Annotated in this window: 8 protein-coding genes; 6 read left to right on the forward strand and 2 right to left on the reverse strand. The window is 71.0% G+C overall.

Features of this window, described 5'->3' with window-relative positions; translation table 11 throughout:
• Window positions 1-51: 51 nt before the first annotated feature.
• Window positions 52-5,649, reverse strand: a complete 5,598-nt coding sequence (locus ABZS37_RS25725; protein WP_355172959.1) for a GH92 family glycosyl hydrolase — start codon at window positions 5,647-5,649, stop codon at window positions 52-54.
• 212 nt (window positions 5,650-5,861) lie between these two features.
• Window positions 5,862-6,875 carry a LacI family DNA-binding transcriptional regulator gene (locus ABZS37_RS25730; protein ID WP_355172961.1) on the reverse strand — a complete coding sequence of 338 codons (1,014 nt, stop codon included), beginning with the start codon at window positions 6,873-6,875 and terminating at the stop codon, window positions 5,862-5,864.
• Window positions 6,876-7,454: 579 nt separating this feature from the next.
• Here ABZS37_RS25730 and ABZS37_RS25735 point away from each other — a divergent pair.
• The 6 genes from ABZS37_RS25735 (at window position 7,455) to ABZS37_RS25760 (ending at window position 16,284) form a co-directional block, all read left to right on the forward strand.
• Window positions 7,455-8,483, forward strand: coding sequence for a polysaccharide deacetylase family protein (locus tag ABZS37_RS25735; protein ID WP_355172963.1), 1,029 nt, complete (start codon window positions 7,455-7,457; stop codon window positions 8,481-8,483).
• A gap of 108 nt (window positions 8,484-8,591) precedes the next feature.
• Window positions 8,592-9,530: an acetamidase/formamidase family protein gene (locus tag ABZS37_RS25740; protein ID WP_355172965.1), complete on the forward strand. Its 939-nt coding sequence runs from the start codon at window positions 8,592-8,594 to the stop codon at window positions 9,528-9,530.
• Between the two features lie 128 nt (window positions 9,531-9,658).
• The gene (locus ABZS37_RS25745) at window positions 9,659-11,077 is read left to right on the forward strand and encodes a PQQ-binding-like beta-propeller repeat protein (RefSeq protein WP_355172967.1); all 1,419 of its coding nucleotides are present in this window, start codon (window positions 9,659-9,661) and stop codon (window positions 11,075-11,077) included.
• Window positions 11,078-11,210: 133 nt separating this feature from the next.
• A complete protein-coding gene (locus ABZS37_RS25750; RefSeq protein WP_355172969.1) occupies window positions 11,211-12,284 on the forward strand; it encodes a DUF559 domain-containing protein in 1,074 nt (357 codons plus the stop codon).
• Entirely contained in the window at window positions 12,281-12,970 is a 690-nt protein-coding gene (locus tag ABZS37_RS25755; RefSeq protein ID WP_355172971.1) for a hypothetical protein, read from the forward strand. The genes ABZS37_RS25750 and ABZS37_RS25755 overlap by 4 nt, the downstream gene beginning before the upstream one ends.
• On the forward strand, window positions 12,967-16,284 hold the full coding sequence (locus ABZS37_RS25760; protein WP_355172973.1) for a DUF87 domain-containing protein: 3,318 nt from the start codon (window positions 12,967-12,969) through the stop codon (window positions 16,282-16,284). Before ABZS37_RS25755 ends, ABZS37_RS25760 begins: the two co-directional genes overlap by 4 nt.
• Window positions 16,285-16,319: the final 35 nt, after the last annotated feature.

Here is a 16,319-nt window from a genome sequence, read left to right on the forward strand (position 1 = left end):
GGCGGGCCGTGATCACGGCCCGCCCACGACGTCTCTGCTACGCCCTCGGTTCTAGCCGGTGACGCTGAACGGTCGGGACACCGTCGTCGCCGACGTGGCACCGGTCAGCGTGACGCTGGTCGCGCCCGCCTTCGCCGCACCCGGGACACTGACCGTCGCGCCGGAGATCACGCCGTCACCATTCGCGGGGACGGTGGTGACGGCGAGGTCATTCCCAAAGGTGATCGTGACCGCCTCGTTCGGCACGAACCCGGAACCGTCGACCGTGATCGCCGTGCCGCGTGGGCCTGACGAGCTCAGCAGCACCACCCGCGGCTGGTAGCTCGGCGCCTCCGCCTGCTCGGTCACCTGGACGGTGGCCGTGGCCGGCGTACGAGAGGACGCGCCCGTCGCGGTGACGGCGTACCGGCCGGGCTGCGCGTCACCGGACGTCGGGACCGAGGCTCGCACCGTTCCCGTCGCGGAGGCCGCGACCTTCGTGGTCCGGGCCGGGTCGGTGCCGACGCTGACGGTCACCTGCTCGCCGGCGGCGAACCCGCTGCCGTCGACGGTGATCGCGCCGCCGGTGGTGACGGTGCCGTCCGCCGACAGCGCGATCGCCGGCTGGGATCCGCCACGTGCCACGGTCACGGTGAAGGCCTCGGTGCTGCTCGACACCGTGTCCCACGCGGTGACGTGCACCGTGTAGGTGCCCTCCCGCGCGTAGGTGTGCTGCCCGCTCATGGCACCGGACGAACTGATCGTCACGTCGTCCGGAGTCGTGCCGTCACCCCACTGGACGCGGGCATGGTAGCCCGTCGTGCCGGGAACGCCGCCGGTCACCGCACCCAGGTTCGCCGCGAGGGCCTGCCCGGCGTTCGCCGTCTGGTCCTTCGGGGCGACGGTCGCCAGCGCGGGGGCCGCCGTGCCGTCGTTCGCGACGGCGAACACGTGGATCCGGCCCGCCGAGCGGGGGTCACCGGTCTGCGTCGGCAGGGTCACCGACACCAGCGTCTTGCCCGCCGGGATCTGGTACGGCGCGGTGGCGAACAGGAACGGCTGGGCGCCGTCCCGGCTCGTGCCCTGCAGCCGGTACGCCGTCCTGGCAACGACGATGTTGCCGTAGGACGGGGTGCCGTTCGCGTTGCCGCCCAGCGTCCAGTCACTCATCTGGATCGGGACGCTGGCCGTGCTGCCGTCGCTGAACGTCGCCGTGCCGGTGGTGCTCTGGTTGCCCTGCGTTCCGGCGCCGATGAACGCGATGCTCCTGGCGTCGTCGGGAAGGTCGAGAACGACCGTCGCACCGTTACCGGTGGCGTTGTCCGGCTGCCCGGCCGGGATCACCGGCAGCGTGAACTGCAGCGCCGTTCCGGGAACCTGCTGCCGCTGACCCTGGGTCGCACCGCCCGCCGCCAGGGCGGCCCGCGAGTACGCCCACGACTTGGCGTCGCAGTCCGCCGCGAGCACCCCTTCGTCACCGATACAGACGGTGTCGAACGCGGCGGTGAGGCCGGAGTTCGGGGCGTACGCCACCTCGACGCCGACCGTCGCGGAGCTCTGGCTTTCGCCATCGGTCACCGTGACGTTCGCCTGGTGGTAGCCCGGCGTGGCGTAGGTGTGCGACCCACCGACGCTGTAGACGGCCCGCGAGCTCAGCGTCACGGTGCCCTCGGTGACCGGCGTGCCGTCACCCCAGTCGATCGTGGCCGTGTAACCGCTGGCGGTGCCGCCGGTGACGGAGGCCAGCGGCACCGAGACGGGCACGCCGGACGTCGCGTTGACGCTGCCCGCGGCGGTCACCGTGATGTCGCCGCCGCCCAGTTCGAGGTCACCCCCGGCGAGCAACTCGATCTCGGCGAGGGTGGTCTGCGCGGCACCGACGGTCTTCGTCACGGCGAGGCGGAACTGCGCGAACCGTCCTGGTTTGTCGATCGTGTACGGGCGGGTCTGGTTGCGCCACGGGAACACCTGGTCCTTGCGGGAGTCCACGGTGGCCCAGGTGATGCCGTCGTTGGAGCCCTGCAACCGCCACTCCGCCGGATCGCCCGCACTCGCCCCGGACGTGACGGTGTAGTACCTCGGCTTCTGCTTGCCACCACGGAAGGCCCAGTTGATCTGCGGGGTCGCCGAGGTGAAGGTCAGCTGCGTCGTCGACGAGTCGTCGAACAGCTTCGACGCGTCCTGGCCGCCGGTTGCGGTCGCGGTGCCGAGACCGGGGCCGGTGGTGTCCTGCAACGGCTTCGGCGCCTCGTCACCCTTGGTCAGCGACGGCGGCGCGTCGTTCTTGCCGCCGCCCCACGACGACGGGTTGGGGCCCATCTGGAAGTCGATGGTGCCGCCCTTGGCGAGCGTGGCCACGTCCAGGGACAGGCCGCGCTGCTTCTTGCCGTTGACCTTCACGTCCTGCACGTAGACGTTGCGGGTGCTGTTGTTCGGCGCGTTGACGACGATGTCGCCGGCGCTGCGGTGCACGGTCATCCTGGTGAACTGCGGTGAGCCGATGGCCCACTCGGACGACCCGGCCTGCAGTGGGTAGATGCCCAGCGAACTGAGGATGTACCACGACGACATCTCGCCGTTGTCCTCGTCGCCCAGGTAGCCCTGACCGATCTCGCTGCCGACGTAGAGGCGGCGCAGGATCTCCCGTACCGTCGCCTGCGTCTTGGCCGGTGCGCCGGCGACGTTGTACATGTACGGGATGTGGTGCGACGGCTGGTTGCTCATGCCGAGCTGACCCATCCGCACGGCGCGCGCCTCGAGCATCTCGTGGATGACGCCGCCGTACCCGCCGGGCCGGTCGGCGTTCTCCGGGGTGGAGAAGAACGTGTCGAGCTTGTCCCGCAGGGCCTTCTGGCCGCCGTACAGGTTGGTGAGGCCCTGGCCGTCCTGCTGGGCGGTGAACGCGAAGTTCCACCCGTTGGTCTCGGTGTAGACGCCACCCCAGTCGAGCGGGTCACCGGCGAGGAAGTTACCGGCGGCGTCGCGGCCCTGGAAGAGCTTCGTCTTCGGGTCGAAGAGGTGGACGTAGTTGCGGGCACGCTCCAGGAAGTACCGCGACTCCTCCTTGAGGCGAGCGCGCTCCGACTTCGGCGTGGCCGGGTCCTTGGCCAGGGCCGCACCCATGTTGCCGATGCCGTAGTCGTTGATGAAGCCCTCCAGCGCCCACGACACCGATTCCCCCGTGGAGGTCGGCGTGTAACCGAGGAACAGGGAGGTCTCGATGCCCTTGCGTCCGACCGCGCTGCGCCCGGACGCGACGGTCGCGTCCTTGACGGCCGCGTCGTACGCCGCGAGCGGGTCGGGCAGCTTGACCCCGGTGAGGTACGCCTGGGCCAGCGCCACGTTCGCGCTGGTGCCGGTCATCAGGTCGGCGTAGCCGGGGGACGACCAGCGGGCGATCCAGCCGCCGTCGCGGTAGTGCTGGACGAACCCGTCGGAGATCTTGGCGGCGACGTCCGGGTAGAGCAGCGCGTAGGCGGGCCACACGGTCCGGTAGGTGTCCCAGAAGCCGTTGTTGACGTAGATCTGCCCGTCGACGATCTTCGCGCCGGTCTGGGTGGGGGTCGACGCGCCGGTGGGCGCCGAGACCGGGCTCGCGTACTGCCAGCGCGGCGCGGCGGCGGTGCCGGTGTTCTCCGACTGCGAGTTCGGGTAGAGGTTCAGCCGGTACAGGTTCGAGTACATCGTGACCAGCTGCGCCTCGGTGGCGCCCCGCACCTCGACCCGGCCGAGCCGGTCCTTCCACGTCGCCGTCGCGGCGGTGTGGATCTGGTCGAAGCTCTTGCCGGTGACCTCCAGATCGAGGTTCCGGCGCGCCTGGTCGACGGAGAGGAACGACGTCGCGAGGCGCATTGTCACCTCCCGGTTGGCGGAGACGTCGAAGGTGGCGGACGTCGCGGCGGACGCCCTCGGCGCCCGGTCGAAGGCGCCGGACACGAACATGCGGCTACGGCCGGCCGACAGGCCGCTTCCGTTGTCGACCCAGCCGGTGAAGGTGCCGTCCGCGCCGATGGTGAACGTGCCGTTGTGGAAGACGAGGCTTCCGCTCGCCTGCCCGGTCGGGAAGGTGAACCGCATGATCCCGGCGTGGTCGGTGGGCGACATCTCCGCGATCAGGCCGTTCTGCAGCGTGACCCGGTAGAGGTCCGGCTGTGCCACCTCGTCGTCGTGGGTGAAGGCGAGCGCACGGCTGGCGGGCTGACCGGTGAGGGACCCCTCGCCGACGACCGGCATGACCGACATCTGGTTGCGGTCACCCATCCACGGGCTTGGCTCGTGGGAGATCGCGAGGCCCTGCAGCATGGGCAGGTTGGCCGCGTTGTTGACCCGGTGGTACTGGTACTCCCACGAGTCGGAGGTCGCGTCGGTCACCGGGGTGAAGAAGTTGAAGCCGTTCGGCACCGCGGTGATCGGCAGGTTGTTGCCGCGCGAGAAACCGCCCGTCGAGTTGGTGCCGCGCCGGGTGTCGACGTAGTTGGTCAACGTCGAGCCGTCGATCGGGGTCGGCGACGCCTCCAGCTCGATGTCGTCGAGCCACCCCTGGAACCGGGTCTCCTCGGTGGCCTGCGGGTTGTCGTACGAGAGCAGGATGCGGTCGATCGTCTTGCCGCGTGCGACCGTGCCGAGGTCGGCCTGCACCAGGTTCCACTGGTCGGCGTAGAGCACCTTCGACGCGCCCTGTCCGGTGCCCGTGAGTGGGTAGCCGTGCTGGTCGACGGGTGAACGCCCACTCAGGTAGCTGCCGTCGGTGAAGTGCAGGTCGACGGCGGCGTAGGTGGACGGGTACCGGGCGTCGCCGCTGGTGTACTCAGGGAAGATCTTGTACGACAGCCGGGTCTTCGGCCCGACCGGGACGTTGACGTCGAACAGCTTGTTGGTCGCGTACGAGCGGCCGTTGCCCTCGGCGCCGCCCGCATACCGCAGCGCGGCCAGTCCGGTGAACCCGGCGTCCGGCTTCGTGGTGTAGCCGCCGTTCGGACCGGCGGTGGCGGCGCTGACCATGGGCGTGGCCGGCGGGCGGACGTTCGAGCCGTCGCTGATGTTCCAGTCGGCGAGTTGCACGAGCGAGTCACCGGAGTTGGCGGTGATGTTCAGCCGGTAGTAGCCGTAGGCGTTCGTGTTGGTGAAGCTGTACCTGTTGGTGGCGAATCGGCCGGTGAACTTCTCGCCGGCGCGCTTGTCCAGGTCGGTCCACGTGCGGCCGTCGTTGGACCCCTGCACGACGAAGTCCTTGGGGTCGCGGCCTGGTGCGTCGTCGGCCGAGGTCAGCGAGTAGCGCTTCACTGTCGCGGGCGTGGCGAGCTGGTAGGTCACCCAGCCGGTCGACTCGAACACGAGCCACTTGGTCGACGGATCGTCGTCCTTGAGGTTCGCGGCGATCTCTCGTGGGGGGTTCTCCGCGCTCGCGGTCACCGTGCCGACCTGGCCGAGCAGGCTGCCCGGCAGCGTGGTGACCTTTCCGCTCAGGTTCCCCTGGACCGGCTTTCCGTTCGAGCCAGTCTCCACAGTGCTGGTGGCGGGTTGCGGGTCTGCGGGCTCGAACGACGAGCTGAAGGTGCCGGGCGTTGGCGGTGCGGAAGCGGCGTTGGCCAGGGGCGCGGCGACGAGCAGCCCGACCGGCAGCAGGACTGCCGTTGTCGCGGCGATCAGGCGGGGAGACAGGGAACGCACAAGGGGGGTATGCGACATAAGGGACGGTGCCTTTCGACTCGAACCGGGTCGAGTACGTCGAACGTCTGGGCAGAGTGGACCGCCGGGCCCGCCGATCTCGGCCAATACGCTCTCCTTCGGAGTTGGCCTGACATCGTTGTCATCGAACTCGTGACCGATGAAGGCAGGAGCAGTGGACTGCCGCTGATAGTCCCGGCCAGACCACAACCGTGTCAACGGGTTGATCGCAGCGAAACACGACGCAACGGCGCAGTGCTCTGACGGACGACCAACTCCGGCACCAGTAGCTCGCAGCGCGACGCCGGTGCTCCCTCGGCCCCACCGACGCGCGACAGCAACAACTCCAGGCTGCGCCTGCCGAGCTCGGTGAAGTCCTGCCGCACCGAGGTGAGCGGCGGCAGAACGTACCCCCCGTCCGGTGCGCCGTCAAAGCCCACGACGCTGACATCGCCCGGGATCCTCCGGCCGGCCTCGTGCAGCGCTCGCAGCACACCGAGTGCGAGCTGGTCGCTGGCGCAGAAGACGGCCGTGACGGACGGATCGCGGACCAGGCGCCGGCCCTGCTCGTACCCGGAGCGGGCACTCCAATAACCCGGCACCGCCGCAGGTACGGGCGCGGCGGCCGCGCGGAGAGCGTCCCGCCAACCGCTGGCCCGGTCGGCCGCCTCCGGCCAGTCGGGCGGGCCCGAGACGTGGTGGACGGTCGGGTGGCCCAGGTCGAGCAGGTGCCGTGTGGCCAGCCGTGCCCCGGCGACGTTGTCGATCCGCACGCTCGGGACCGTCTCGCTGTAGCCTCCGCCCACGGTCACACAGGCCACCCGGTCCGACACCTCACCCAGCGCCTCGGCCATGGAGGCCTTTGGCGCGATGGCGACGATCCCCTCGACCGACTGCCGACGCAGCCAGTCGACCGCGTCGAGCACGGAACGACGGTCAAGGTGACGGACGCTGGCGACGCTGACGAAGTAGCCCGCAGATCGGGCGGCGCCCTCGATCGAACACAACATCGATGTCGGCCCGTACAGCGGACTCTCGTAGCCGATGACCCCCAGCGTGCCGGAGCGTCGGGTGACCAACGCGCGAGCCGCGAAGTTCCGCTGGTAGTCCAGCGCCCGGACCGCCGCCAGCACCCGCTGCCGAGTGTCGTCCGCGACGTGCGGATGCCCGTTGATGACCCGGGAGACCGTCTGGGAGGACACCCCGGCCAGCTCCGCGACGTCGCGCATGATCGAGCGACCTGACCGCCCGGCACGGTCACCGCGCGACGGGTCAGGCGACCCAGGCTGTGAGTCGCTCACCGCAGTGCGGCCATCGTTCTCGATCACAACCTGCCCCCTCGTTCGGGTAGGCCCACGACACGGTCCCCGACCTGAGCACTCCCCCGCATCGAGCAACCGGGTGGCCTGGCCTCTGACAATGAACGCCGAAAACGTTTTCGGCAATGCCCTCCGCGGGAATGGCGGCCCCCGGAAGTCTTGACCGGAAGCAGATCGACGCCGATAGTTCCGGTGGTTTTTTCGGATCCCACCGCCGGGTCCTTGCCACCCATGATGATCAGGCTCGCGCCCAGACGGCTGGTCGGTTCGGGTCAACCTGGGGGTAGGCCTCGAACACCCGACCAGATCGTTCCGGAGGCCTTCCGGAACTTGTTGACGCGTCGGAATTCTCGCTGTAATACTCCGATCCATTGAGGTCAATGCAATCGACTTCGTGCCGGTTTCGATCTGACCTCCCCACTCACCCACACCTGTCCGGACGGTGCTGCCCGCACCGGGCGCGTCCGGGCCTGCGAGAAGGGGCACCAGATGAGCAGAAAGTTCTCCCCCGGCACGACCCTGCGATCGAGGCGGATGCGCGTGGCATTGGCCGTCCTCACCACCACCGTCGCGACGTGCGGCGTCGTCCTCGCGGCCACCTCGACCCCGTCAAGCGCCGCCACCTGCAACGGGTACGTCGGGCTCACCTTCGACGACGGCCCGACCGGCAACACGAGCGCGCTGCTGAACGTGCTGCGCGCCAACGGCGCACGGGCCACCATGTTCAACGTCGGGCAGAACGTCCAGAACAACCCGTCGGCGGCACAGGCGCAGGTGGCCGCAGGCATGTGGGTCGGCAACCACAGCTGGAACCACGCCCACATGACCTCGATGACCCAGGCTCAGATGCAGTCCGACCTGTCCCAGACCAGCTCGGCGATCCAATCGGCCACCGGCAGCCGGCCGCAGTTGTTCCGGCCGCCATACGGGGAGACCAACTCCACCCTTCAGTCCGTCGCGTCATCGCTCGGCATGCGCCAGGTGATCTGGGACGTGGACTCACAGGACTGGAACGGCGCCAGCGTCAGCCAGATCGTGTCCAACGCGAGCCGCCTCCAGGCCGGTCAGGTCATCCTCATGCACGACGGGATCCAGAACACCCGCGACGCGATCCCCCAGATCATGGCCAACCTGACCAGCCGCAACCTGTGCCCCGGAATGATCTCGCCGTCCACCGGCCGCGCGGTCGCACCCGACGGCACGACCCCGCCGCCCGGTGGTGGCACCCCGCCCCCGACCGGTGGCAACTGCACCACGACGGTGACGACCCCCAACGTCTGGGGCGACCGGTACAACACGTCGGTGACGGTCACCGGCGCCAGCACGTGGACCGTGGTCGTGGCCATCACGGCTCCGCAGCGGGTCTCCACCATCTGGAACGGCAACGCCACCTGGGACAGCAGCGGCACCGTCATGACCGTGCGGTCCAACGGCAGCGGCAACACCTTCGGCTTCACCACGATGACCAACGGCAACAGCAGCGCTCGTCCGCAGATCCGCTCCTGCACCGCGGGCTGACACCGCCCTGTCACCAACTCGATGTCGGCGGGTGCCCGGTTCGCCCCGGGCGCCCGCCCGCACACGTGCCATTCCGTCGTCCAGATCAGGTGCCACTAGCCTGCGGTGATGCGACACACCCTCACGCCAGGGGATGCCACCCTGCACGGCCACTTCTCCCCCGATTTCCCGCCCGTGCTCACCATCGACCCCGGCGACACCGTCACCTACCGCACCCTGGACTGCTGGTGGTCGACCGGCCCGTACCCCGGCGGACGGAACCGGGAACGGCCCCGGGCCTCGCAGCACCAACCCGGGCACGGACACGCGTTGATCGGTCCGGTCGCGGTCCGCGGTGCTCAGGTTGGCCAAACCCTCGTGGTACGCATCGACGCGGTCATCCCGGCCACCTGGGGAACGGCCGTGGCCGGCGGCTGGCCGAGCGAGTTCAACCAGCGCTACGGCGTGGAGGAGCAGCAGGTGGTGCACTCCTGGACGCTGGACCCGGTGACGATGACCGGCCGCAACCAGCATGGCCACACCGTCGCGCTGCGGCCCTTCATGGGAGTGCTCGGCATGCCGCCGGCCGAATCCGGGCGTCACTCGACGACCCCGCCGCGCCCCTGGGGCGGCAACCTGGACTGCAGGGACCTCACCGCCGGCAGCACCCTGCTACTGCCGATCCCGGTGGACACCGCACTGTTCTCCGTTGGGGACGGGCACGCCGCACAGGGCGACGGAGAGGTCGGCGGCACCGCGATCGAGTGCCCGATGGACGAGGTGACCCTGACCATCGACGTCCGCGACGACTTCCCGGTCACCGGTCCGGTGGCCCGCACCGCGGACGCGTGGCTGACCCTTGGCGTCGGCGCGTCCCTCGACGACGCCACGTTCATGGCCCTGGACTCGATGCTGACGCTGATGCAGCGGTTGCACGGCCTCAGCCGCCCGGACGCGGTGGCGCTGGCCAGCGTCGCGGTCGACGTACGGGTGACGCAGATCGTCAACGAGACCGTCGGCGCGCACGCGGTGCTCCGCGACGACGCGCTGCGCTGGCCAGAGCAGTGACCCACATGTCGTCCTGCGTCAGGGCTGACCGGCGGGGGCCGATTTGTGTCGGGGGCCGCCGTTAGCGTGTCGTCACTGTCGCCGCGCCGGCCCCGTCGGGCCGGTCGCTGACCCCTCGGAGGCCCTGCATGTCCCAGGAGACGACTTACCTCGAACTGTCCGAAGTGGACGGTGCGCACAAGTTCTACGAGGTCATCGTCGACAACGCCACGCTGACCGTGCGCTATGGCCGGATCGGCGACCAAGGGCAGATCAAGGCCAGCGCCTATCCGGACAACGCCCGGGCCCGGGCCGCCGCGGCGAAGAAGATCGGGGAGAAGGTCCGCAAGGGGTACGCCCCAGCGGTCGCCGGCGTCCGGCAGAAGCGCACCGTCTCCCGACGGCAGATCGTCAGCACCCGCTCCACCGCCCGCACCGCGCCGGTGCTCTGGCGCTACGACTCCGGTGCCCCCGCCTTCGGCATCTTCGTCGACGGGCGCCACTGCATGGTCGGCAACGAGCACGGGATGATCACCATTCTCGACCATGACGCCCAGGTGCGCAGCCAGGTCCGCCTGCCCGACGGGGTGAAGTGCATCGTCGCCGACGACGCCTGGATCTACGCTGGCTGCGATGACGGCAACGTCTACGACCTCTCCGGCAAGGTGCCCCGGGTGGCATACGCGATCGCCCCGGAAATCGACATCTACTGGCTCGACATCCACGACGGTGTCCTGGGCGTCTCGGACGCCGACGGCGGGATCACCGCCGTCGACCACGAGGACGAGTTCCTGTGGCGTAGGCCTGGGCGGGGGCGCTCGGCGTGGATGGTGCGGTGCGACACCGACGCGATCTACCACGGCCATTCGCAGGGGGTGACCGGCTACGAGTGGCGTACCGGCCGCGAGCTGTGGCACACCAGGACGGGCTCGGTGCTCTTCGGCTGGCAGGAGCACGGCAGCGTGTTCGCCGGAACTGGCACCCGCGAGGTGGTGCGGCTGTCCAAGGCCGGTCGGGTCGAACGCAGCTACCAGTGCGACGCTCCGGTCTTCTCCTGCGCCACCGCGGAGGGCGGCCAGTACGTCTTCGCCGGTGACAGCCAGTCCTCGATCTACTGCTTCGACTCGGCGGGCACCCGGCTGTGGAAGCTCGGCACCGGCTGCGGCTCGGCGTACTCCATGCAGTACCACGACGACCGGCTCTACGTCGTCACCACCGGCGGCCATCTGGCCTGCATCGACGCGAGCGAGCCGGCGATTCGCGCGGCCCAGGCCGGGGATGTCCCCGAGGTGCGCGACGTCAAGGCCCCCCGCCAGGCACCGCGACCCGCGGAGCCGACGGTCGTCGAGGTGACCAGCGACGTCGACGGCGGCGTGGTGGTGCAGTGCCTGGACGATCGTGGGCGGCTGCGGGTCCAGGTGCTGTCCGACGGCTACCGGCGCGACTGGTCGGTGCAGTTTCCCAAGGGGATCCGCGAGCCGGGTGCCCGCTACCTGGTGACCGAGGTCCGCCAGTCCAGCCGTGGCGGGTTCTACCGGGCGTTCGGCGACATCCGCCGCCTGCGGTGAGCGGCGATCGCGGCCGAGGCTGGTAACTGGACCGGCACGCAGGGGCCACCGGCCGGGCGCCTCGGTGTCGTAGGGTGCCCGGCATGGCGCACCTCGTCCGGGCCGACGGTGAAACCGACGAGGCGTGCTCGCGGTGACCCCACCGTGGTGGGGTGCCCCGCCGACGCGGCGGGTCAGCCATCTGCCCAACGCCGACCCGGAGCTGCTGCGGGTGGCACTCGACCCGTTGCCGCCGACGGCGCCCGCGATCGTGCACTACCGGCCCACGGTCGTGGGTCCGCTCGGTGACCTCGTGGAAGCGCTCCTCGACCAGTTGGACACCGCGGCGCTCGCGATGTTCCCCCGCTGGCTGGCGGGCGCCGACCGCTTCGAGAGAGACGGCACGCTCGGCGTGGCGGCGGTGCGTGCCCTCGCGGCCCGCACCGCCGCCCGCTCCCGGCACTTCGGCCCGTTCCTCGCGGACCTCTCCGAGCGTGGGCTACGCGGTCCGCGCCAGCCCACCGGCCGGTCCCGCTTCGCGGCGGAGGTACGCGCCGCCGGGCTCGCCCGGGTGATCGCCGAGGCGTACGACCGGGAGGACTGCGTACTCCTCGTCGCCCTGCCCGACCTGGACCCCAGCGCCGAGCGGACGCTCGTGGCCGCGGCCGAGTGGCTGGTCCGGCACGGCGGCTTCACGGTGTGGTTGGCCGGCGCACCCCTGCGCCACGCCGACCGGGTCCGGCCGGTGCCGATGATGGTGCCGACGTATCTCGCCGAGCTTGCCCGCACGGCCGATCGAATTCCGGACGCGACCAACGGGCGGGACTCGTCGATCCTGGCCTGGCCGCCGATCGCGGGCGTGCCACGCGGCGACAGCGCGGCCGAGCAGGCGTTGGAACGCGCCCTCGCGCCACACGAGTGGGCGCGGGGCCGGCGGTGGAACCAGACGTACGAGTGGCACGTACTCGGTGCGACGTACCGTCTGGATCTTTTTTGGCCCGTCGAGGGTCTTGCGGTCGAGGTGGACGGCCCGGAACATCGGGGGCGAATCGCTTTCGCCAACGACCGGCGGAGGGACGTACAGCTGCAACTGCTCGGGCTGGACGTGCTCCGCTTCACCAATGAGCAGGTGCTGTCCGACGCGCATGGGGTGGTCGACGGGATCCGTCGGCTGCTGGCCCGGCGACGCACGGACGGCACGCACCCCGACGGAGATGAGACATCATGACGAGCCCGGCGGACGTCCCGCACCTGACGCCGAACCAGATCAACGCCCTCGTGGTGCTGATGGTCGAGGCGCGCCGACTCACCAACGTCGAGCTGCGCGAGCTGGCCGGCTTCGCGTTGACCGGCAAGGACAACCAGAAGCTCGTCGACCTGGGCCTGGTCGAGACCGACAAGTCGCACCGCCCGTTCGCCCACGAGCTGACCGACGAGGGCTGGCGGGTGGTCCGTCAGCTGCACACCGCCGCACCGCCGAAGCAGGCCGGCTCGGCGACCCGGTCCCTGTTCACCGTCCTGTCCAACCTGCACCGTTCGCTGGACCGGCTCCGGGTCAGCCACGGCGAGTTCTTCAAGCAGACCGACGCGGCGGCCCCGCCGGCCAGCGAGCCCGGGCACGAAGCACCGGCACCGGCAACGCCGGCGGCGGCAGACGTGGAGGAGCTGGTTCGCGCGGCGTACCGGGACCTGGCCACCGCGCCGGGCGCCTGGGTCGGCCTCGCCGACGTCCGGGACCGGCTCGCCGACACCGACCAGGCCTCACTGGACGCGGTGTTGCGGGCGATGGTCGGCCGGGAGGACGTCCGCATCATCCCGGTGGCGAACACCAAGTCGCTGACCCCCCGGGACCGCGCCGCGGCCGTCCGCATCGGGAACGAGGACAACCACGCCCTGGCGATCGGCCCAGCGTGATCTCCGACGACCAGCGGGCCGCCCTGGAAGCGGTGAGTCTCAACCCGGCGGTCACCCCGGACGACGTCTGGCGACCCAGCCCGCACAACGTGCCGGAGCTGCACGAAAAGGTGGTCGCGGAGATCCTGCGCGGGGTGGCGCGGGCCCGCACCGACGACACGACGGTGCCGCTCGGCGTGGCCATGCAGGGCCGCGCGGGCGCCGGTAAGACCCACCTGCTCGGGGCGGTCCGCGAACGGATCCAGCACGACGGCGGCTACTTCTTCCTGGTCGACATGGTCAGCGGCAAGACGTTCTGGGAGAGCGTCGCCCTGGCCCTGGTGGAGGGCATGGGCCGCGACCACGTCGGCTGGGGCACCCAGCTGAAGACCTTCCTCCGTCGACTCACCCCCCAGCTCGGCCTGCCGGTGGAGGTCCGCGATGCGGTCGCCGGCGCCCAACCGGTGACCCGTGAGCAGCTCGACGCCTTCATCCGGGCGCTGCGCTCCCGCGATCGGGAGGTCGGGCGGGACGCCCAGGACACCGCCCGGGCGCTCGTCCTGCACGGCGCCCTCGACTTCGACGCCCAGGACGTGGGTTACGCCCACCTGATCTCCGAGCCGGGCGACCCGGCCGCGCGGGCGGCGTGGGGCATGAGCGCCACGATCCGGACCCCGCAGCAGATCGTGCAGGACATCTCCCGGCTGATGGCCCTGACGCTGGATCCCACGGTCATCGCCGTGGACCAGCTCGACACGCTCTTCGCCCAGACCAGCACGTCCCTGCTGAACCACCACAACGGGCTGGAGGACGGCCAGGCCAAGGTGCTCGGCCCGATCGCCGACGGCCTGCTCAAGCTCCGCGACGTCACCCGCCGCACGCTGGTCGTCGTCTCCTGTCTGCCGGACACCTGGGTGCTGATGACACGCACCGTGCCCACCCCGGTCGGCGACCGGTTCCGTGAGGCGACCCTGCCGGACCGGATCCCCACCCCGGAGATCGGCCAGGCGATCGTGGCGAAGCGCCTCTCCGCCGCGTTCGCGGGTCCACACTTCGTGCCACCCCACCCCACCTGGCCGATCGCCCCTGCCGCCTTCGCCGACGCGCCCACCCTGACGCCACGTGCCCTGCTGCGTCGGGTGGACCGCCATGTCGCCTGGTGTCGCGACCGCGACGAGGTGGTCGAGCTCGACCGGCTCATCGACGGCGCCGACTCGACGCCGACGACGAGCACCGTCCGCGGCGTGTCTGGCGACCCGACGACGGACGAGCGCCGCCTGCGCGAGCTGGACGCACGGTTCGCCGAGCTGGTGGCGATCGCGGACGTGTCGGCCGCCGTCGCCCCGGCGGGCGAGGACGAGCACATGCCGCCGCTGCTCGCCGCCGGCCTTGCCGCCTGGATCGCCGAGCAGGCTCCGACCGGCGCCACCTACAAGCACGACCCGCCGCCCGGGCGTAAGCCCGCGCTGCACGGGCGGCTGATCGAGGTGCTCGACGAGGCCACCGAGAACGAGGCGCACTGGTGCTTTCGGGCCATCGCGCACCCCAACGCCATTGCCGTCACCGCCCGAGTCAAGGCCGCGTGCACGCTGGCCGGGTTGGACCGGGACCTGCCGCAACGGCGGCTGATCCTGCTGCGCAACGGCCCGTGGCCGACTGGGAAGCGTACGACCGAGGTGTTGACCGGCTTCGACGCGGCCGGCGGCGTCCGGTGCGGAGTGACGGAGTCGGACCTGCGGGTCTTCGCGGCGCTGCGGATGATGGCGGCCGAGCCGTCCACCGCCCTGCAGGAGTGGCTGGTGTCCCGCCGTCCGGCCAGCGGCACCAAGCTGTTCCGGGCGGTCCTGCCCGGGCCCGACCGAACGCACGAAGGCACCCCGCCGTCAGCACCCGAAAGCGCCGGCCCCGGCGCGGCACCCGACGTCGCCGGCCCCGGCGCAGAACCCGAAAGCGCCGGCCCCGGCGCAGCGTCGGGCGGCGCCCGTCCCGGCCCGACGGACACACCGACCGCCGACGCGACCGGTGGACCTTCGACCGGTCCGGCCACCGCGCCCGCCACCGCTGACCCGACGGACCTCGTGGTCGAGGCCGGCGCGCGGGCGATCGGGCTGGGGCGGACGGTCGACGGTGGGCGCCCCTTCACCGTGGACCTGGAGTCGCTGCGCCGGCACGCCGTCGTGTTCGCCGGGTCCGGCTCGGGCAAGACGGTGCTCATCCGCCGGCTGGTCGAGGAGTGCGCCCGGGAGGGTGTCTCCGCGATCGTGCTCGACCCCAACAACGACCTGGCTCGGCTCGGCGACGCGTGGCCCGAACCACCGAGCGGCTGGGGTCCCGGCGACGCCGAACGGGCCACGGACTACCTCGCGCACACCGAGGTGGTCGTGTGGACGCCCCGGGTCACCGCCGGCCGGCCGCTGAGCTTCCAGCCGCTGCCCGACTTCACCTCGCTGCGCGACTGGCCCGACGAGTTCGACCAGGCGGTCCGCTCGGCCGTGGAGGCCCTCGCGCCCCGGGCCGGCGTCGGCCGGTCGAGCAGGCTCGCCCAGCAGGGCAAGGCCGTCCTCACCGAGGCCCTCCAGGCGTACGCGCGCAGCGGGATGGTGGGCCTGCCCGGCTTCACCGAGTTCCTCGCCGATCTACCCGACGGGGTCAGTCGGCTGGCCCGCGCCGGCAAGCTCGCCGAGGAGTTGGCCGAGGCGCTCAAGGCGGCGATGGTCACCGACCCGCTCTTCGGCGGGGTCGGTGCACCGGCCGACCCGGGGCTGCTGCTGACGCCGTCACCGGGACGACGGGCTCGGGTGTCGGTGATCAGCTTCGTCGGCCTCACGTCGGACCAGGAGCGGCAGAGCTTCGTCAACCAGTTGCAGATGGCGCTCTTCGCCTGGATCAAGCGGCACCCCGCCGGCGACCGACCGCTGGGTGGGCTGTTCGTGATGGACGAGGCGCAGACGCTCGCGCCGTCGACCGGTGCCACGGCCTGCACGGCCAGCTCGATCGCGCTCGCCTCGCAGGCCCGCAAGTACGGGCTCGGGCTGGTCTTCGCCACGCAGGCGCCCAAGGGTCTGCACAACCAGATCTCCGGCAACGCGACGACGCAGTTCTTCGGGCTGCTCAACGCGCCCGCGCAGATCGACGCGGCCCGTCAGCTCGCCGAGGCCAAGGGTGGGCGACTCCCGGACATCGGCCTGCTGAACAGCGGTGAATTCTACGCCGCCGGGGAGGGGTTCTCGTTCGTCAAGGTCCATACCCCGCTGTGCCTCACGCACCATCCGAAGGCGCCGTTGACCCCCGAGGAGGTTGTCGCCCGCGCCCGTCCGACCGGCGTCGACGGCTGACCCACCCGCACCTCGGCCGGTCTGGGTAGCCTGAG

Source organism: Micromonospora sp. NPDC005413, assembly GCF_040606435.1.
In the GTDB taxonomy this organism is placed as follows: domain Bacteria; phylum Actinomycetota; class Actinomycetes; order Mycobacteriales; family Micromonosporaceae; genus Micromonospora.